Consider the following 17,438-nt stretch of genomic DNA (forward strand, 5'->3'; position numbering starts at 1 on the left):
CGATGAAACCGACCCCGGCCCGCCTTCAACTCGGCACATATCCACGCCGAAAGGACGTGCCGATCCGGTTCAGCGACATCGACTTCTTCCGCCACCTCAACAACGTCGCGACCGGGCAATTCTATGACGAGGCGCGGTTCGAACTGCTGAGCGAGGCGTATCGGGCGACGGGTGAGCGGGGGCGGATGGTCATCGCCAACTTCGACATCGCCTACCTCCGCGAGGCGAAGTACCCGGGGACGATTACCGTCGGCACCGGCATCGTCCGCATCGGTGACCGCTCGGCCGTCATCGGGCAGGCGCTGTTTCTCGGCGAGCGTTGCATCGGCGCGGCGGACAGCGTGGTGGTTTCGGTCGACGACAATGGCGGCGCGCCCGTTCCTGCCGCCGTTCGCGCGTTCTTCGAAAGCCTGCTTCTCTCCGAAGACTAACCGCGCGGCCGGCCGTCGCCGATCAGGGTGAAGGGAGCCCAGGCGTTGGGATGGGCCCAGTCGGGATGCGCGGTGTTCGTGCGGATCTCGCGCATCGCCTGCTGGAGCGCTTCGGGCCGCGAGAGGTCGGGGTTGTCGCGGGCGATCTCGATCGTGCGCACCGTGAGCTTCGCGGCGACGTCGTCGCGCACCGGCCAGTGCGAGACGAGCAGGTTGCGCGCCCCGGCATAGAAGAACGCCCGCGCCAGGCCGGAGAGCCCCGGCGCCCCGGCGCTGCCGTCGCCCGCCGCGGTGTTGCAGGCGGAGAGGATCACCCAGTCCGCCGCGAGCTTGAGCTGCGCGACCTCGCTCGCGGCAAGGTAGCCGTCGTCCATCGCGCCCGGCTCGGTCGGCGGGGTCATGACGAGACCCGGCTCGACCGCGCCGGATACCTCGCCGGCGGTCAGGCCGTGGGTGGCAAAGGCGATGATCCCGGCCTTGCTGAGATCGGCCTGCTTGAGCGCGGTTTCGGTCGCCGCCCTGTCGAGGTGCAGTGCGTTCTTCGGTGCGGCGAAGGCGCGGGCCATGGCGTTGAGTTCGGTCGCGGTGCCGGGCAGGCGCGCCAGCTTCTTCAGCTCGGCGATGTTGGCGAGGCCCGCGCCACTGGCCGAGCGGGTCGCCCCGAACACCCGCGCCATGCCGGTCCCGGCACGCCCGCGCCCGCCACGGGTCTCGGCCGCGCCGGCCAGCATCGGATCGCCCCATCCGGAAAAGCCGGTCCCGACCTGGCCCTTCTCGGCGCTGCGCAGCAGGGCGAGCGACTGGAGCGAGGGGATCTGGGTGAGGGCGTAGTCGTCGGCCAGCCAACGGGTGCCACGCAAGGCATCGGGATCGTCGTCCTTGCCCTCGGGCGGCGCGCTGACGAGGATCCCGAAGGGCAGCGACGAGAGGATCCCGTCGGCGGCGATATAGAGCCGCTTGCGGTCCTTGAGGTAAGGCAGGGCCGGCTCGACCAGCTCCCGCCACAGGATATGCGCGGTTGTCCGGTCGAACGAGGCGTCGCCGGGGACTTCATCGGCCCACTGCACCGCTTCTGCCTCGCTGACCTCGACACCCGCCCCGGCGAACCACAGCAGGCGGCGGGCGTATTTCTCGATCTCCTTCTCGGAAAGGTCGGAGTGGAGCCAGTTCACGTCCTGGTCGGTGACCAGCATGATGTGGGTGCCGGCCTCGCTCGGCACGACCAGCATTGCCGCCTCGTCCGGCCCGATCAGCTTCTTCGCCTCGGCCTCGCTCATCGGCTCGGGCCGGATGTACGCGAAGAACTGCGGCGCGGCGGCGCGCAGCTTGCCGTCGATCTGCGCCAGCTCGGCTTCGACCGCGCTGATCTGTGCGGCAAGCCCCGGATCGACCGGCCCCCCGCCGACGGCGAGGAGCCGCGCCCGGTCGAGCTCGCTCCACTTCGCCACCAGGTCCTCGCGGCGGCGGGCGAGTGCGCCGAGTTCGGGCGAGATCGCCTCCGACAGGGTGCGCGCGGCAAGCTGGGCGATAGCCTGGCTGGCGCTGCTCGCATCGGCGCGCTGGAGCGCGGTGAAGCTTTCGGCCCGCATCGCCAGCAGCGATTCGCGCATTTTCATCGAGGGGGCGGAAAACCAGTCGTAGTCGGCCAGCAGGAGGTTGCGCCGCCGCGCCGCCAGCGCGGCGTTGCGCGCCGCGATCTCGTCCTGCGGGAGGAACCCCAGCTGGTCGATCCGCGCATTGACCTCCGACGCCAGCCGTCTTGCGCGGGGCAGGTTCGCGCCGGGCTCCTCTTCGTAGTGGATCGAGAAGCGCAGCAGCAGTTCGTCGTAAAGCGCGATGTCCTCGCTGCTCGCACCCCGGTTGAACTCGGCCGAATAGCTGGCGAGCCGCTTGGTCCAGCTGTCCTTGCTGCTGGTCAGCTTGTCGGAATCGACGTCCTTGTCGACGGAGTAGAGCAGGGTCGCCGCGCCGAGCATGTACTTCTGCCCGGCGAGCCAGCGATCCTGGTCGATCATGCTCATCGCCATGTAGAGCGCCGGGCGCATCCGGTAGGCGAAGCTGCCCCGCGCAGCCGCTGCGGTGGCGATCGCATATTCGAACTGGGTGATGGCGTCGCCACCCTTGCCCTGTGCCAGCGCGACGCGTCCGGCAAGGACATAGGCGTCGATCTGCATCGTGCTCGGCTTGCCGGCTGCAAGTGTCAGGACTTCCTGCGCCAGCGTCCCTGCCTCGGCGAACTCTCCGCGGTCAGCGAGGATCTGGCCAAGATTGATGATCGTCTTCTGCCGTTCGGCGCTGGTCCCCGGGGCCGCCGCGACACCTTCGTAGGCGCGCCGCGCCAGCACCAGCGCCTCGTCGCTGCGGCCCTGCAGCGCGAGCGCGGCCGCAAGGTTGGAGAGGACCAGCTGCGTTTGCGGCGCCGCCTCGCCATAGCTTGCGCTCGAATAATCGAACGCCAGGCGCAGCCGCGTTTCCGCCTTCTGCCCCTGGCCGAGTTCGATGTCGGTGGTCCCGGCGCGGTTGGCGATGGTCGAGGTCGGCTTGCTCTTGCCGAGGATGACCGGCGCCGCGTCGGCCAGCTTGTCGAGCACCGGCTGCGCAAGGTCGGGGCGCCGCGCCGTGTACGCGACGAGGCTGGTCACCTGCAGCTGGTAGAACGTGTCGATGTGCTTGATGTCGAGGGTCAGGTTGCCAACAAGCGCGGCGGCGGCGCGCTTGTCGCTCGCCAGCGCGTCGGGAGCGGGCGGACTGGCCTGCCCGTTCCACAGCGCGGCGGCGTGGAGGCTCCAGCCATAGGCCTCGTCAAACAGGTTCGCGACCAGCAGCGTGCGCGCGAGGTAATCCGCCGCGATCGCCCGCTCCTTCAGCGTCGCGTCAGGGAGGGCGGCGACCTTTTCCACCAGCTTGCGCGACGGGGCGATAGCCTCGCGGTTCTTCTTGGCCGCCTGGAGCCTGTCTCGCTCCGCCATGAGCGCGGCGGCGTCGGGAACGCGCCCGGCAAGCGCGGTCGCCGCATCGGTGTCGCGGCTGTCGGCGGCATGGGCCGGAGCGGGGAACGCCAGCGCCGAAAGACCCGCCGTGGCAAGCAGGAGCGGGGCGAGCAAACGAAATGGGGCGCGCAGCATCCGGGTGGTGTGCCCGACGTCTGCGCGCCCCGTCTAGGAAATATCCGGTCCGGACCGGACTCTTCTGGTGCGACCCGAAAGAGCTCGGCTTTCCGCCTCAGTTGGCGGCGGTTTCGACCTTGCGGTACGGAACGAACTTTCCAAGAAACACGGTGCCGCTGTAGAAGTGGCTTGACTGGTCGTGCATCCGCACAACGTCGACATCGCACAGCTGCGAGCTGTGCAGCTCTGTCACCATCACGTCGTCGCTGTCGAGCGAACTGGCCCCGTTGTCTGGCCGGTTCACATAAAGCGTGCCGCCGGCGTTATAGACGATCGCGGTCTTGTCATAGACCGTGGTGTCGCGCACCGCAGGCAGGTAGATGCAGCTCACCGGCTCACCCGCGACGCGGCCTTCGAGCCGCTTTTCGAGGCGCTGCTCGGGGGTGAGGCGTTCCTTGGCGACGGCCATGGCCGGGGCGCCGAGAACGGCGACAGCGGCAAAGGCCAATCCGATCTTCCTGGCAATCATGGCTTCGTCCTTTCAAATTCGATCTGCGATCGATAGCCCGGCAGGGCTGAACGGTCGCTGACTCCTTTATGGGAGGCATCGGGCGCGATTTCTGCAACTTTTTGTATCACAGCCGGTGCGCGAGCCTTCCGATATTGCAGACGGAGACGATCGGGCGGGGCCTTGGTCGGGGCGCAGAGTCCGCCTTGCAAATAGACGTCGTCCCGGGCTCGACCCGGGACCGCTGCGGGGCTGGGCTCAAGCGTACCGGGAAGCTGGGCGAAAGGTTGCCGGCGGTCCCGGATCAAGTCCGGGGACGACGTTTGCAGGGAGCGCTTACGGCACCAGCACCGTATCGCGCGCCACCTCATCCGTCTGCGGATAGTCGAGGTTGTAGTGCAGCCCCCGGCTCTCGTGACGGCTCTGCGCGCTTTTCACGATCAGTTCGGCGCTCTGGAGCAGGTTCCTGAGCTCGATCAGGTCGGTCGAGACGCGGAAGTGGCCGTAGTAGTCGTTGACCTCGTCCGCCAGCATGGCGATGCGGTGCGCGGCGCGCTCCAGCCGCTTGTTGGTGCGCACGATGCCGACGTAGTTCCACATGAACCGGCGGATTTCGGTCCAGTTCTGCTTGATCACGACTTCCTCGTCGGAATCGGTGACGCGGCTTTCGTCCCACGGGCGGACTTCGGGCGGGGCGGTGAAGCTGTCCCACTTCTCGAGGATATCGCGCGCGGCGGCATCGCCGAACACGAAGCATTCGAGCAGGGAGTTGGACGCGAGGCGGTTCGCGCCGTGGAGGCCGCTCTCGGTGCACTCGCCGGCCGCGTAGAGGCCCGGCAGGTCGGTCCGCCCGTCAAGGTCGATGAGGATCCCGCCGCAGGTGTAGTGCTGCGCCGGGACCACCGGGATCGGCTGCGCGGTCATGTCGATGCCCAGCCCGAGCAGCTTCTCGTAAATATTGGGGAAGTGGCCGCGCACGAACTCGGCGGGCATGTGGCTGATGTCGAGGTGGACGTAGTCGAGGCCGTATTTCTTGATCTCGGCGTCGATCGCGCGGGCGACGACATCGCGCGGGGCGAGCTCCAGCCGCTCGTCGTACTTCTTCATGAAGCGCTTTTTGGTGCGCGGGTTGATCAGGTGCCCGCCTTCGCCGCGCACCGCCTCGGTGATCAGGAAGTTCTTGACCTCGAGGTTATAGAGGCAGGTCGGGTGGAACTGCATCATCTCCATGTTGGAGACGCGCGCGCCTGCGCGCCAGGCCATGGCGATGCCGTCGCCGGTCGCGCCGCGTGGGGCGGTGCTGAACTGGTAGACGCGGCCCGCGCCGCCGGTCGCCATGATCGTCGCGCGGGCGGTGTGCGCCTCGACCGTGCCGGTTGCCTCGTCGAGCGCATAGACGCCCCAGACCCGGCCCGAACCCGAATAGCGCGCCGCCTCGTGCCGCCCGTTGATGAGGTCGATGCAGGTCCGCCCGCCGAGCAGGGTAACATTGGGATGGTCCTGCGCGGCCTTGAGCAGTGCCTTCTGCACTGCCGCGCCGGTGGCGTCGTCGACGTGGACGATGCGGCGGTGCGAATGCCCGCCCTCGCGCGTGAGGTGCAGCGCACCGGATTCGGCGTTGAACGGCACGCCGAGCTCCACCAGTCGCTCGATCGCGCGGGGGGCCTGCTCGACCACGAACTCGACCGTCTCGCGGCGGTTGAGGCCGGCGCCGGCGATCATCGTGTCGCGGATGTGGTCGTCGAAGGTGTCGCCCTTGTCGAGCACCGCGGCAATCCCGCCCTGCGCCCAGTTGGTCGATCCGCCGTCGAGCGCGCCCTTGGCGAGGACGAGCACCTTGCACTTTTCCGCGAGCACCAGTGCGGCGGTAAGCCCGGCCGCGCCGGAGCCGATGATCAGGACGTCGTGGCTCACTGGCTCCCCTCCCGCTCGCGGAAGGGGCTGGGGGTGGGCCTGTGACCAGCAGAAGCAAATGTGTTCATCGGCAATGAGTCATCCGTCGATCGGCAATCGCGAGCGTTGCGCGGTGCTTCATGCCCACCCCCGACCCCTCCCGCAAGCGGGAGGGGAGAGGTCACGCTGCCTGCGGCTGGCTGGTGAGCGAAACGAACACGTCCTCGAGGTCCGCCTCGCGGGTCGAGACATCGACGATGGCGTAACCCTGGCCTTGGACCAGCGCCATGACCTCGCCGGCGTTGGTCTTGTCCATGTCGTATGAGACTTCGACCGTGCGTTCGCCGGTGACCTCGCACTTGAGGAACGCCGGATGGTTCGGGGGCAGGAGGACGTCGCGGTCCAGCGTCAGGACCACGATCTTCTCGCGTCCCATCGCGACCAGCTCGCGGGTCGGCTTGTTGGCGATGAGCCGGCCGTGGTTGATGATCGCGATGCGGTCGCACAGCTCCTCGGCCTCTTCGAGGTAGTGGGTGGTCAGCACCACCGTCACCCCCTCTTCCTTGTTGAGGCGCACGACGAGTTCCCACAGCTGGCGGCGCAGTTCGACGTCGACGCCCGCGGTCGGCTCGTCGAGCACCAGCACCGGCGGACTGTGGACCATCGCCTTGGCGATCAGCAGCCGCCGCTTCATCCCGCCCGACAGCGAGCGGGCATAGGCGTTGGCCTTGTCCGCGAGGTGCACCGCGCGCAGCAGTTCCATCGAGCGGCGTTTCGCCTTTGGCACGCCGTAAAAGCCGGCCTGGAGGTCGAGCACCTCGACCGGCGTGAAGAACGGATCGAACACGATCTCCTGCGGGACGATGCCGATGCTGGCCTTGGCGTTCTGGCGGTCGCGGTCGATGTCGAAGCCCCAGATCTCGGCGGTCCCGCTTGTCTTCTGGACGAGGCCCGCGAGCGTGTTGATCAGGGTCGACTTGCCCGCGCCGTTGGGACCGAGCAGGCCGAAGATCTGCCCCTGCGGCACGTCGAAGCTCACCCCGTCGAGCGCCAGCTTGCCTTCGGACTTGCCGGCCGGGGCATAGCGCTTGACCAGGTCGCGGATCGAGATGGCGGGGGCGGCGGTGCCGGAGGTCGGGGAGGAGACGGGGTCGATCATCGTCGCGGCTGGTTGCACCCTGCCCGCGCGCTTGTCCAGAGCGCTGCGTTTTGCTAGGCGCGCCGGCCATGGCACAGGCTCCCGAAACCGTTTTCACCGACAGCACCCGCGTCAAATGCGACGGGGCTACCGACATCCGGGGCGGCGCCGCTCTCGGCCATCCGCGCGTGTGGCTCGAGATCGACGAGAAGGGCTATGCCGAGTGCGGCTATTGCGACCGCCGTTTCGTGCTGAAGGGCGGCCCGGCGGACCAGGCGGCGGCCTGAGTTTACGACCAGCGGCGTCCCCGCGCAGGCGGGGACCTCCATCGACCAGGCGGACCGTATTCCGCACGAGGCCCCCGCCTTCGAGGGGCGCGGGTTGATTTTGGCTGGCGCGTTGGCGCACCCAATCCCTATATCCCCCGGATGACCCTCACCGATCCCCGCTCGCTGCTTTACCGCAACCTCGATCCGGCGGAGGCCCAGCGGCTCACCGCCGACGCGCTGAAGAGCTGCGACGACGGGGAGCTCTATCTCCAGTTCATCGCCAGCGAGGCGTTCGGGTTCGACGACGGGCGGCTCAAGACCGCCGACTATTCGCGCGACGCCGGGTTCGGCCTGCGCGGCGTGTCGGGAGAGATGACCGGGTTCGCCCACGCGAACGACATTTCCGCCGCCGCCATCGCCCGCGCCGGCGAGACGCTCAAGTTGCTCGATCCGGCCAAGAGTCCGATGGCCCCGCCGCCCAAGGGCAACAACCGCCACCTCTATACCGAAGCGAGCCCCTTGGATGCCGTGCCGTTCGAGGCCAAGGTCAAGCTGCTCGAGACCATCGACGCCGCCGCCCGGGCCCGCGACCCCCGCGTCGCGCAGGTCACCGCCTCGCTGTCCGGCTCGTGGTCGGTGGTCGAGATCGTCCGCGCCGACGGCTTCGTCGCGCACGACGTGCGCCCGCTGGTCCGGCTCAACGTCGGCATCGTCGTCGAACAGGGCGGGCGGCGCGAGACCGGCAGCTTCGGGATGGGTGGGCGCTGGCTCTACGACGACCTGTTCAAGCCCGAGAACTGGAACCGCGCGATCGACACCGCGCTCGCCCAGGCGCTGGTGAACCTCGAGAGCGTCGCGGCGCCGGCGGGCGAGATGCAGGTCCTGCTCGGCCCCGGCTGGCCCGGCGTGCTGCTGCACGAGGCGGTCGGCCACGGGCTCGAGGGCGACTTCAACCGCAAGGGCACATCGGCGTTCAGCGGCCGTATCGGCGAACGGGTCGGCGCGCCGGGCGTCACCGTGATCGACGATGGCAGCATGGCGGGGCGCCGCGGTTCGCTGTCGATCGACGACGAGGGCACGCCGACGCAGGAGAACGTGCTGATCGAGGACGGCATCCTCAAGGGCTACATCCAGGACCGCCTCAACGCCCGCCTGATGGGCGTCGCCCCCACCGGCAACGGCCGCCGCGAGAGCTATGCCCACGCGCCGATGCCGCGGATGACCAATACCTTCATGCGCGGCGGCCGGGACGACCCGGCCGAGCTGTTAGGGCGGATGAAGGACGGGATCTATGCCAAGAGCTTCGGCGGCGGGCAGGTCGACATCACCAGCGGCAAGTTCGTGTTCAGCTGCACGGAGGCCTACAAGGTCGAGAACGGCAGGCTCGGCGCCCCGATCAAGGGCGCGACCCTGATCGGCGACGGGCCGACGGTGCTGACGAGGGTGCTCGGCATCGGCAACGACATGGCATTGGACGAGGGTGTCGGCGTGTGCGGCAAGGGCGGGCAGAGCGTGCCGGCCGGCGTCGGCCAGCCGACCCTGCTGGTCGAGGGGCTCACCGTGGGGGGGACTGGGTGAGCCGGATCTCGGGCCGGCGAGGGCCGACTGGCCGTCCTGGTCAGTAGGTCAACCGCCCCACTGGCCGGTTCCCATGCCGCCTCCTACTGCGCCGCTGTACGTTGCCGCGCCGGCGCGACCGGCGAACGAGCCGGTCTGGCCATACAGGCCGCCGACGCAGCCCACCGTCATCTTGGCCTTGTCGATCAGGTTGCAACCCCAGATCGAGGTGTAGTTGCCGTCAGCCGACTTCCCGTCGCAGACGGTCGTCGTGTCAAAAATCTGGTCATTCGGCGGGTTGGACGTCGACACGCACGTATAGGTCGATTCCGTCTTCTTCCCGTCGGCCCAGGTGGTCCACATCTTGCCGGTGTAGGACAAGCCCATGATGTCCCCGTTGCCCAGCACGGTGGCCGGCTGGTCAGCCGTCTTGAATGTGAACATGACGGGATCCGCGGCGAACGCTGGCGCGGAAAGGCCCAGCGCACCGATGACGAACAATGCTGTTCTCATAACATCCTCCTGTTTGACCCCTGCCCCAGGGGCTGGCAGACCAGGAAGACCGCCAAAGCTCAGTAATCGCGGCGGAATTTCTCTGTCCGCTGCGACGTCAACTTATTAATGACTAAAGAATCATCCTGGCCCAATTTGGAAGGTATCAGATCGGTCTAAAAACCTTCAACAGTTTATATTGTGGTTATTTTAGAGATGTTTGAAGAATTGTTCATTGTGCCTTGGGCTCTTGTTTTTGGACAGGGGCAGTATCTGTTCTGACGATCGCCAATATCGCTTCGACGCGGCAATCAATCGCATGGAGTGGCGGGCAGTTGGCAGCCTCGCCCGTCGGCCAGGCGCGGTAATTCTATCCGTTTCGGATATTTCTTGATCGCGGGGGCGAAGTCCTACCCTATCTGCATTTGCCGACACCGATTTGGTCATGGATTCCGCTCAGCAAGCGTGCTGCGCGCGTGTCATGACTGTACTTGTACGAGGAACGTGGCTGGAAGGGGTGCTGCCTTGGCCGCGGCCCCTACGTGCCGGAGCGAATTCGGGTGCCGCGCGGATCAGCTACAGCGCCGGAACGCGAAAGCGGGATGCCGGATCAAGCTCCAACGCCGCCGCTTTGCTACTCACAAAAAATGCCGCCCCACAAAAATCAGCGCCATCGCCCCGATCACCGAACCCAGACAGCCGGCGCGATTGAGGCCCAGGAACGTGCCGTTGTCGCTGCGGCTCGCCAGCAGGCCCGCGAGCAGCGAGCCGGCGATGCCGAGGCCGATGGTCTTCCAGAAGCCGAAGTCGACGTCGCCGGGGTAGAACCAGCGCGCCAGCGCGCCGATGATCAGGCCCGAGACGATCATTCCGATGATGTTGAACATGGCCGTACCGTTTCTCCACAGCTTCATGGGCCGCTTCAAGCGGCACCCCGTTTGTCCACAACTTGGTAACGCGCGAAAATAATTTCGACCAACCGCATTTTCGCTCTTGCCGAACTGCAAACCCTTGGACTGTCCACGCGTCGCCGCGCCGGGCCGCGTCGAGGCTGCGACGAAGCGAATCGGGCGTGCGACGAACCGCACCGTCAATCCGCCATTTACCCTCTTGTTCCTGACTCGGCTTCAGGCACTATGGGTAGTGGTCGAAGCGGGCCCAGGCACAAAACCTTGTTGCCAATGGCTCGCATCACCATATCGGGGTCGCACGTTTCCGCATCGCTCATCGCGTGGAATCGCATGGACTCCGGTCGGGGGCTGTGGACAAGTTTTCGGTGCCGCTCGCCCCTTTGCTGCTAGGATCGGCGCTTGCCCGCCGATTCGAACACAAGCGGAACATCGGCCCTGCCGGCGGACCGCGAAAACGGGGATCGGCACGCGGGCCAGAACGGAGCAATCCGGGCCGCGAATGGGGGCATCGAACGTGGATTTCAGGACTGGAAACGATTCCGTGGCGGCACAGGACGAACTGGGTTTCGACAGCGCGACGGCGCAAGACATTGGCAGGACTAGCGATGGTGAGGCTTTGACGATGACCGCGAAGGATGCAGGCTCGGCTGCGCTCGTCGATACGCCGAATCTCGACACTCTGGCTGCCGGTGCGCTGGCGGGCGCGATGTCGGCTGCCGCGAGCGCCGGCAAGGAGGACTCCAAGAAGGTTCACGACCGCCGCTTCAGCGTGGTGGTCGACGCCTCGCGCGACGCGCTGCTGACCGCGTTCGGCAAGGACACCCTGGACGACCGCTACCTGCTGCCGGGCGAGACCTACCAGGACCTGTTCGCGCGCGTCGCCGACGCCTATGCCGACGACGAGGCGCACGCCCAGCGGCTCTATGACTACATCTCGAGGCTGTGGTTCATGCCGGCGACCCCGGTGCTGTCGAACGGCGGTACGGGCCGCGGCCTGCCGATCTCGTGCTACCTCAACTCGGTGTCGGACAGCCTGGAAGGCATCGTCGGCACCTGGAACGAGAACGTCTGGCTGGCGAGCCGCGGCGGCGGCATCGGCACCTACTGGGGCCAGGTCCGCGGCATCGGCGAGAGCGTCGGCCTCAACGGCAAGACCTCGGGCATCATCCCGTTCGTCCGCGTGATGGATTCGCTGACCCTCGCGATTTCGCAGGGCTCGCTGCGCCGCGGCTCGGCCGCCTGCTACCTCGACGTCTCGCACCCGGAGATCGAGGAGTTCCTCGAGATCCGCAAGCCTTCGGGCGACTTCAACCGCAAGGCGCTCAACCTCCACCACGGCGTGCTGCTGACCGACGAGTTCATGGAAGCGGTCCGCGACGGTGCCGAATTCAACCTGCGCAGCCCCAAGGACGGTTCGGTGCGCGGCACGGTCGATGCGCGCTCGCTGTTCCAGAAGCTGGTCGAGACCCGCCTCGCCACCGGCGAGCCCTACATCGTGTTCAACGACACGGTGAACCGGACGATGCCCAAGCATCACCGCGACCTCGGCCTCAAGGTCTCGACCTCGAATCTCTGCTCGGAAATCACCCTGCCGACCGGCAAGGACCACCTCGGCAACGATCGCACCGCGGTGTGCTGCCTGTCGTCGCTCAACCTGGAAACCTGGGACGAGTGGAACAAGGACGAGCGTTTCATCGAGGACGTGCTGCGCTTCCTCGACAACGTGCTGCAGGACTACATCGACCGCGCGCCCGACGAGATGGCCCGCGCCAAGTACTCGGCCGCGCGCGAGCGCAGCGTCGGCATGGGCGTGATGGGCTTCCACTCGTTCCTGCAGTCGAAGGGCATCGCGTTCGAAAGCGCCATGGCCAAGGCGATGAACCTCAAGATGTTCAAGCACATCGCGGCCAAGGCCGACGAGGCCTCGCTGCTGCTGGCGCAGGAGCGCGGAGCATGCCCGGACGCTGCCGACATGGGCGTGATGCAGCGCTTCAGCTGCAAGATGGCGATCGCGCCGACCGCGTCGATCTCGATCATCTGCGGCGGCACCTCGGCCTGCATCGAGCCGATCCCGGCCAACATCTACACCCACAAGACCCTGTCAGGCTCGTTCGTGGTCAAGAACCCGTACCTCGAGAAGCTGCTCGCTTCGAAGAGCAAGGATTCGACCAACGTGTGGAACTCGATCCTCGAGCACGGCGGCTCGGTCCAGCACCTCGACTTCCTCTCGCCGGAGGAGAAGGCGGTGTACAAGACCAGCTTCGAGATCGACCAGCGCTGGCTGCTCGAATTCGCGGCGGACCGCACCCCGTTCATCGACCAGGCGCAGAGCCTCAACCTCTACATCCCCGCCGACGTCGACAAGTGGGACCTGCTGATGCTGCACTTCCAGGCATGGGAGAAGGGCATCAAGTCGCTCTATTACCTGCGCTCGAAGTCGGTCCAGCGCGCCGGGTTCGCCGGCGGCGTGGAGGCGGACAACACCGCCGAAGCACCCAAGATCGAACTCAGCGCCGGCGGGCAGACGGACTACGAGGAATGCCTGGCCTGCCAGTGAGGTGAGCGCGAAAGGGCGCGAAAGCTGACGATGGAGTCCACGGACATCATTGGCCTGCTGATCGTAGCTGGCCTGCTGGTCGTAGTGGGGCTGTACATCTTCTTTCACCCAAGCCGCATCGCCAATCGCGAAGCCCAGTACTGGCGGAGTATGTTTGGAATCGAAGCGGGCCCCGCTGGTCCTGGGACACGGTTGTACTATCGCTCTGTTGGCCTGATCTTCGTGTGTGCTGGAGCAATCGTCGCATGGAGAAATCTCGCAGCGTGAGCTCCCTCATTACAAACCGCGACAAGTCCCCGGCTTGCGCGATCCCCGGCCGGCCCGCTAGGGCGGAACCGGTCATAATTGCGAATAGTTCGCAGTAGCAAAAGGGATCGAGTTTCATGCGCAAGTGGCATCGCTGGCTGTCGGTATTCTTCGGGGTGTTCCTGCTGTTCATCGCCACCACCGGGGTGATAAGCCAGTTCGCCGCGCTCAAGGCGGACAGCGAGCCGCGCGCCGCCGCGCCCGCGGGGTTCGTGTGCCCCGAAACGATGATTTGCCGGCCCAAACCCAACCCGAACGGCGCGGCCCCGTGGGTCGGCTGGCTCCACCACCTCCACTCGGGCGAGGAGTTCGGCCCCGCCGGTGTCGCGATCTCGATCCTCTCGGGCTTGGCGCTGATGTTCTTCAGCTTCTCCGGCCTGTGGCTCTACATCCGCATGTGGCGCGAACGTTCCGATCGCAAGCTCAGCCCGCACTGGTTCTGGAAATGAGGGGAGGCGCGCGCCCCGCAGCCGGCTTTCGCCGCCGCGCGGGCGCGCGCGCCGTTACCTTACTGTTCCTCGAGCATCCCCTGCGCGTTGGCGCCGGTGGTCGAGAGGCGGACCTTGTCCCCCTCCACCCCGGCGATCAGCCCGCACGACAGGTAGTGGTGGTGACCGGCGTGGCTGCCCATGCCGCTGTCCTTGCGGGTCAGCTTGATGCGGTGCCCGTCGAGATGGTCGACGGTGCCGACATGCGCGCCGTCCGCGCCGATCACTTCCATGTGCTCGCGGATCTCGGAGCCATAGCGCGAGGCGTTTTCCTGCGCGCTGCCCTGGGCGTCGCCCATCTGCGTCGCCATGCCGCCCATCTGGCCCTGGCCGGACGCGTACTGCTCGTGCTGGCGCGAATCGTCGCTGCGCTGGTGCGTCTGCTCCATCTGGCCAGAGCCGAGCGGGGCGCCCGAAGCACTGCCGCCGGCCGCGGTCTGTCCGCTCATTCCGGGGGCGCTGCGTTCGCTGTCGCCGGCCCAGCGCTGCTGGCCTTCCTGCTGGTTCGCGCCGCCCGGGCTGGCCATGCCGCCCTGGTCGCCGCTGCCCTGCCCGGTGACGTTCCTCGAATCGTTCGGTTCATATTCGCCGGCCATCGTGATGGTCCTTTCGTTTCAGAGAGTTGTGCGCAGCGCACCGGCGCTGCTGCTCCACCTCCCCAACCGTTGCCGGACCCGTCCGTTCCGCTCCCACCGACCCGCACGCGGCGACCCGCGCGGCGCGGGCGACCGGCGGCCGATTTCCACCGCCAAAAGCCTCTCCGCGCTTTCGCCTCCGCCCCCAAATCCCTACATTCTTCCTTCGCCCAAAGCAGGACCTGACCGATGCCCCTTCTCGAAGCCCGCAAGACCTACAAGCCCTTCGAATATCCGTGGGCGTACGAGTTCTGGAAGCGCCAGCAGCAGATCCACTGGATGCCGGAGGAAGTGCCGCTGGGCGAGGACTGCCGCGACTGGGCGCAGAAGATCAGCGAGCACGAGCGCAACCTGCTCACCCAGATCTTCCGCTTCTTCACGCAGGCCGATATCGAGGTGCAGGACTGCTACCACGACAAGTACGGCCGCGTGTTCAAGCCGACCGAGGTCAAGATGATGCTGGCCGCCTTCTCCAACATGGAGACGGTCCACATCGCCGCCTACAGCCACCTGCTCGACACCATCGGCATGCCCGAAAGCGAGTACGGCATGTTCCTCGAATACCAGGAGATGCGCGACAAGCACGACTACCTGGCCAACTTCGGGGTCGACAGCGACGAGGACATCGCCCGCACCCTCGCCATGTTCGGCGGGTTCACCGAAGGGCTCCAGCTCTTCGCCAGCTTCGCGATGCTGATGAACTTCCCGCGCTTCAACAAGATGAAGGGCATGGGCCAGATCGTCAGCTGGTCGGTCCGTGACGAGAGCCTCCACTGCGAGGGCATCACCCGCCTGTTCCACGCCTTCGTCAAGGAACGCGGCTGCCTGACCAAGGCGGTCAAGGAAGACATCATCGACTGCTGCCAGAAGACCGTGCGGCTGGAAGACGCGTTCATCGACCTCGCGTTCGAGGCGGGGCCGGTCCCGGGGATGAGCCCCAAGGAGATCAAGCGCTACATCCGCTACATCGCCGACTGGCGGCTGGGCCAGCTGGGCTTCCAGCCGATCTACATGATCGAGGACCACCCGCTCCCCTGGCTCGCCCCGCTGCTCAACGGCGTCGAGCACGCCAACTTCTTCGAAACCCGCGCGACGGAGTATTCCAAGGCGGCCACCCGCGGCAACTGGAACGACGTCTGGTCGAACTTCGACTCCCGCCGCAAGGCCAAGGGCGCGGCGAACGAGGGCGGCCTGGCCGAGGCCGAGGCCGGAAGCGAGCCGGACATGTTCGGCGCTGCGGGGATTGCGGCGGAGTAGGGTTGTTTGGCCCTAAGCTTGTTGACATAAATGTCACGCACACTATCTGAGCTTTTGGACGGCGGTTTGATCTTACGCGTCCCAGTCTTGCTGGGGCCGAGAGATCATCGAAATCGCGCTTTGTATTGCACGCCCGAGTTTGAAAGATGGGCCAACGAAGTATCTGAAATTAAGTCAAAATCGTTCACGACCTTCGGTGAGCAGCTTAACACCGCCTTCGCGGACTTCATATCGGGGCGCCCGCTAACAAGCGGATTGGCGCGGTGTGATCCTCCCCGGGGGCAAGGCATTTGGAGAATAAAAACGCCAGGGTTACGCCTGTATGGGTGGGCGCATGCGCGTCAGTGTATGATCTTGGCAAACGGTGAACTCGCATCAGTAATCAAGGAGCCAGGCCCTCCCAAGGACAGAGACTTGGGGCAACAGGCGTTAGAGACGCGAAGGTCCCTGCGGTTGGAGTGCAAATACGGTGAGCGATACGAAATCTTTCCAGCCTGTCATAAATGATCGAGGCGCTGCTTTTGGCCGCCTCGCGAGCAGGGTCCTTGAGGCTCTGAACGAAGCTGTGAACTACAGGCGGGCACAAGGTGAGACGATGTCGTCGATCTCCAAGCGGATAGGTTGCAATCGCAGTGTTCTTTCCCGTGTGCTTAATGGGAATAGCACAAATCTGACTTTAAGGACTGTTTCCGATATCCTTTGGGCGACCGAGTTCGAGCCTAAGGATTTCGAAGCAGATCCCTGTGAAAAAATATCTGACAACTGGGTTTCCTATTCCGAACTCGATAGTGTCTTTTCGTACAACTCTTCCGGCAAGATCTTAAATTTCGTCTCAGATAGCAGTTGTGTGGATTTTCCCCGGGAGACGCAGGTTGATTTTCGATATGAGGTGATCTGAAATGGATCAACCAAGTGGTTTAGCGCTTTTTTGCGACGATATACGAGAGGAGATCGGAGGAAAGAAGACCTACGTCGGCGTCTATGGGCGTGACATTGTCATAAACGGGACTTTTCCTGCAGTGTTGCCGCTATTTGCAATATCTGTTCGGTACATTGAACCCTTGTCACTCCCGAAGGCATCCATAAGCATTCGTGTGATTGCGTCATACGAGGGTGAGGACGCGGATGAAGAGATTGCGCGTTTTGAAATACCAGATGATCACCCAGTTAGTGAGCTAAGTTCAAACGATATCGCTTCTGGCAAACTAACCGTTAGAAATTATCTAGTAGAGATGCGTTTGGTTCCATTTCAGTTAAAAGGTGAAGGTGCTATTCGGGTCCGAGCTTATGCACGGGGTGCGGAGACCAAGCTCGGTATGATCTGGATACGCAAGCCCGAGATGGGGATGGAATCGTCCCTCGGCGAAACCTGATTTCAGTGCGCTTTCGGAATTACGGCGATGTTGTGAATTACGGAATTACGGTGTCACGTTATTAAATCCCTAAATCCCTAAATCCCTAATTCCCCCATTCCATCGCGCCTGCAGAAAGGCAGAGGCGGGGACACGCAATAGCGTGTCCCCTTCGCGCTCGTCCGGCAGCGCGCTGCGACTTTGCTCATGCCCCACCTCCCCCTCCTCCTCACCACCTGGCTCGCCGCCGTGAACCTCCTCGCCTTCGCCGCCTTCGGGCTCGACAAGGCGCAGGTGCGGATGGGCGTGCGGCGGACGCGGGAGTCCACGCTGCTCGGCCTCGCGCTGGTCGGCGGGACGGCGGGGGCTTACGCGGGGCGGGCGTGGTTCCGGCACAAGACCCGCAAGGCACCGTTCTCGGCCCGGCTGCGCGGGATTGCGCTGGCGCAGGTGCTGGGGCTGGGGGCGGTTTTGGGGTGGTGGCTGGGGTAGGGTTTTAGACAGGCCCACCCCCCGACCCCCTCCCGCTTGCGGGAG

16 protein-coding genes are annotated in these 17,438 nt (G+C 65.5%); 9 read left to right on the plus strand and 7 right to left on the minus strand.

What is annotated here, in order from left to right; translation table 11 throughout:
• Positions 1 to 2 precede the first annotated feature (2 nt).
• Complete coding sequence (locus tag AC3WLD_RS05310) at positions 3 to 431, plus strand: acyl-CoA thioesterase (RefSeq protein ID WP_492555888.1); 429 nt, start codon at positions 3 to 5, stop codon at positions 429 to 431.
• On the opposite strand, the gene AC3WLD_RS05315 is transcribed toward AC3WLD_RS05310, so the two are convergent.
• From AC3WLD_RS05315 to AC3WLD_RS05330, 4 genes are all read right to left on the minus strand, one after another.
• Positions 428 to 3,556 (minus strand): CHAT domain-containing protein, encoded by a 3,129-nt coding sequence (locus AC3WLD_RS05315; protein ID WP_492555889.1) that lies wholly within the window; start codon positions 3,554 to 3,556, stop codon positions 428 to 430. The genes AC3WLD_RS05310 and AC3WLD_RS05315 overlap by 4 nt on opposite strands.
• A 97-nt stretch (positions 3,557 to 3,653) precedes the next feature.
• Positions 3,654 to 4,067 (minus strand): hypothetical protein, encoded by a 414-nt coding sequence (locus tag AC3WLD_RS05320; protein ID WP_492555890.1) that lies wholly within the window; start codon positions 4,065 to 4,067, stop codon positions 3,654 to 3,656.
• A gap of 315 nt (positions 4,068 to 4,382) precedes the next feature.
• Positions 4,383 to 5,960: an L-aspartate oxidase gene (gene nadB / locus AC3WLD_RS05325; RefSeq protein WP_492555891.1), complete on the minus strand. Its 1,578-nt coding sequence runs from the start codon at positions 5,958 to 5,960 to the stop codon at positions 4,383 to 4,385.
• 160 nt (positions 5,961 to 6,120) lie between these two features.
• On the minus strand, positions 6,121 to 7,098 hold the full coding sequence (locus AC3WLD_RS05330) for an ABC transporter ATP-binding protein (RefSeq protein WP_492555892.1): 978 nt from the start codon (positions 7,096 to 7,098) through the stop codon (positions 6,121 to 6,123).
• Positions 7,099 to 7,166: 68 nt separating this feature from the next.
• On the opposite strand from AC3WLD_RS05330, the gene AC3WLD_RS05335 reads away from it, so the two are divergent.
• The gene (locus AC3WLD_RS05335; protein WP_492555893.1) at positions 7,167 to 7,364 is read left to right on the plus strand and encodes a zinc-finger domain-containing protein; all 198 of its coding nucleotides are present in this window, start codon (positions 7,167 to 7,169) and stop codon (positions 7,362 to 7,364) included.
• Positions 7,365 to 7,505: 141 nt separating this feature from the next.
• Positions 7,506 to 8,924 carry a metalloprotease TldD gene (gene tldD, locus AC3WLD_RS05340; protein ID WP_492555894.1) on the plus strand — a complete coding sequence of 473 codons (1,419 nt, stop codon included), beginning with the start codon at positions 7,506 to 7,508 and terminating at the stop codon, positions 8,922 to 8,924.
• A 48-nt stretch (positions 8,925 to 8,972) separates the two neighbouring features.
• Here the strand turns inward: tldD and AC3WLD_RS05345 are convergent, their stop codons facing one another.
• Together AC3WLD_RS05345 and AC3WLD_RS05350 are read right to left on the minus strand one after the other, a co-directional pair.
• Positions 8,973 to 9,416: a hypothetical protein gene (locus AC3WLD_RS05345; protein WP_492555895.1), complete on the minus strand. Its 444-nt coding sequence runs from the start codon at positions 9,414 to 9,416 to the stop codon at positions 8,973 to 8,975.
• A 617-nt stretch (positions 9,417 to 10,033) separates the two neighbouring features.
• Positions 10,034 to 10,282 carry a GlsB/YeaQ/YmgE family stress response membrane protein gene (locus tag AC3WLD_RS05350; RefSeq protein WP_492555896.1) on the minus strand — a complete coding sequence of 83 codons (249 nt, stop codon included), beginning with the start codon at positions 10,280 to 10,282 and terminating at the stop codon, positions 10,034 to 10,036.
• Positions 10,283 to 10,928: 646 nt separating this feature from the next.
• Here AC3WLD_RS05350 and AC3WLD_RS05355 point away from each other — a divergent pair.
• Positions 10,929 to 12,863 carry a ribonucleoside-diphosphate reductase subunit alpha gene (locus tag AC3WLD_RS05355; protein ID WP_492555897.1) on the plus strand — a complete coding sequence of 645 codons (1,935 nt, stop codon included), beginning with the start codon at positions 10,929 to 10,931 and terminating at the stop codon, positions 12,861 to 12,863.
• Positions 12,864 to 13,246: 383 nt separating this feature from the next.
• Positions 13,247 to 13,618 carry a PepSY domain-containing protein gene (locus tag AC3WLD_RS05360; RefSeq protein WP_492555898.1) on the plus strand — a complete coding sequence of 124 codons (372 nt, stop codon included), beginning with the start codon at positions 13,247 to 13,249 and terminating at the stop codon, positions 13,616 to 13,618.
• Between the two features lie 59 nt (positions 13,619 to 13,677).
• Here AC3WLD_RS05360 and AC3WLD_RS05365 read toward each other — a convergent pair whose 3' ends face one another.
• Positions 13,678 to 13,956, minus strand: a complete 279-nt coding sequence (locus AC3WLD_RS05365; protein ID WP_492555973.1) for a DUF2171 domain-containing protein — start codon at positions 13,954 to 13,956, stop codon at positions 13,678 to 13,680.
• A gap of 525 nt (positions 13,957 to 14,481) precedes the next feature.
• Here AC3WLD_RS05365 and AC3WLD_RS05370 point away from each other — a divergent pair.
• The 4 genes from AC3WLD_RS05370 (at position 14,482) to AC3WLD_RS05385 (ending at position 17,393) form a co-directional block, all read left to right on the plus strand.
• On the plus strand, positions 14,482 to 15,549 hold the full coding sequence (locus AC3WLD_RS05370) for a ribonucleotide-diphosphate reductase subunit beta (RefSeq protein WP_492555899.1): 1,068 nt from the start codon (positions 14,482 to 14,484) through the stop codon (positions 15,547 to 15,549).
• Positions 15,550 to 16,018: 469 nt separating this feature from the next.
• The gene (locus tag AC3WLD_RS05375; RefSeq protein WP_492555900.1) at positions 16,019 to 16,447 is read left to right on the plus strand and encodes a hypothetical protein; all 429 of its coding nucleotides are present in this window, start codon (positions 16,019 to 16,021) and stop codon (positions 16,445 to 16,447) included.
• Between the two features lies 1 nt (position 16,448).
• Positions 16,449 to 16,922: a hypothetical protein gene (locus AC3WLD_RS05380; protein WP_492555901.1), complete on the plus strand. Its 474-nt coding sequence runs from the start codon at positions 16,449 to 16,451 to the stop codon at positions 16,920 to 16,922.
• 186 nt (positions 16,923 to 17,108) lie between these two features.
• Positions 17,109 to 17,393: a DUF1294 domain-containing protein gene (locus AC3WLD_RS05385; RefSeq protein ID WP_492555902.1), complete on the plus strand. Its 285-nt coding sequence runs from the start codon at positions 17,109 to 17,111 to the stop codon at positions 17,391 to 17,393.
• Positions 17,394 to 17,438: the final 45 nt, after the last annotated feature.

This window comes from Novosphingobium sp. FW305-C-111, assembly GCF_058783565.1.

Excerpts from the sequence above, each read along its gene's own strand:
- AC3WLD_RS05360 (WP_492555898.1), top strand. The coding sequence starts at position 13,247 with ATGCGCAAGTGGCATCGCTGGCTGTCGGTATTCTTCGGGGTGTTCCTG.
- AC3WLD_RS05310 (WP_492555888.1), top strand. The coding sequence starts at position 3 with ATGAAACCGACCCCGGCCCGCCTTCAACTCGGCACATATCCACGCCGA.
- AC3WLD_RS05330 (WP_492555892.1), bottom strand. The coding sequence starts at position 7,098 with ATGATCGACCCCGTCTCCTCCCCGACCTCCGGCACCGCCGCCCCCGCC.
- AC3WLD_RS05320 (WP_492555890.1), bottom strand. The coding sequence starts at position 4,067 with ATGATTGCCAGGAAGATCGGATTGGCCTTTGCCGCTGTCGCCGTTCTC.
- AC3WLD_RS05380 (WP_492555901.1), top strand. The coding sequence starts at position 16,449 with ATGGATCAACCAAGTGGTTTAGCGCTTTTTTGCGACGATATACGAGAG.
- AC3WLD_RS05350 (WP_492555896.1), bottom strand. The coding sequence starts at position 10,282 with ATGTTCAACATCATCGGAATGATCGTCTCGGGCCTGATCATCGGCGCG.
- AC3WLD_RS05385 (WP_492555902.1), top strand. The coding sequence starts at position 17,109 with ATGCCCCACCTCCCCCTCCTCCTCACCACCTGGCTCGCCGCCGTGAAC.
- AC3WLD_RS05335 (WP_492555893.1), top strand. The coding sequence starts at position 7,167 with ATGGCACAGGCTCCCGAAACCGTTTTCACCGACAGCACCCGCGTCAAA.
- AC3WLD_RS05345 (WP_492555895.1), bottom strand. The coding sequence starts at position 9,416 with ATGAGAACAGCATTGTTCGTCATCGGTGCGCTGGGCCTTTCCGCGCCA.
- tldD (WP_492555894.1), top strand. The coding sequence starts at position 7,506 with ATGACCCTCACCGATCCCCGCTCGCTGCTTTACCGCAACCTCGATCCG.
- AC3WLD_RS05315 (WP_492555889.1), bottom strand. The coding sequence starts at position 3,556 with ATGCTGCGCGCCCCATTTCGTTTGCTCGCCCCGCTCCTGCTTGCCACG.
- AC3WLD_RS05365 (WP_492555973.1), bottom strand. The coding sequence starts at position 13,956 with ATGGGCGACGCCCAGGGCAGCGCGCAGGAAAACGCCTCGCGCTATGGC.
- AC3WLD_RS05370 (WP_492555899.1), top strand. The coding sequence starts at position 14,482 with ATGCCCCTTCTCGAAGCCCGCAAGACCTACAAGCCCTTCGAATATCCG.
- AC3WLD_RS05355 (WP_492555897.1), top strand. The coding sequence starts at position 10,929 with ATGACCGCGAAGGATGCAGGCTCGGCTGCGCTCGTCGATACGCCGAAT.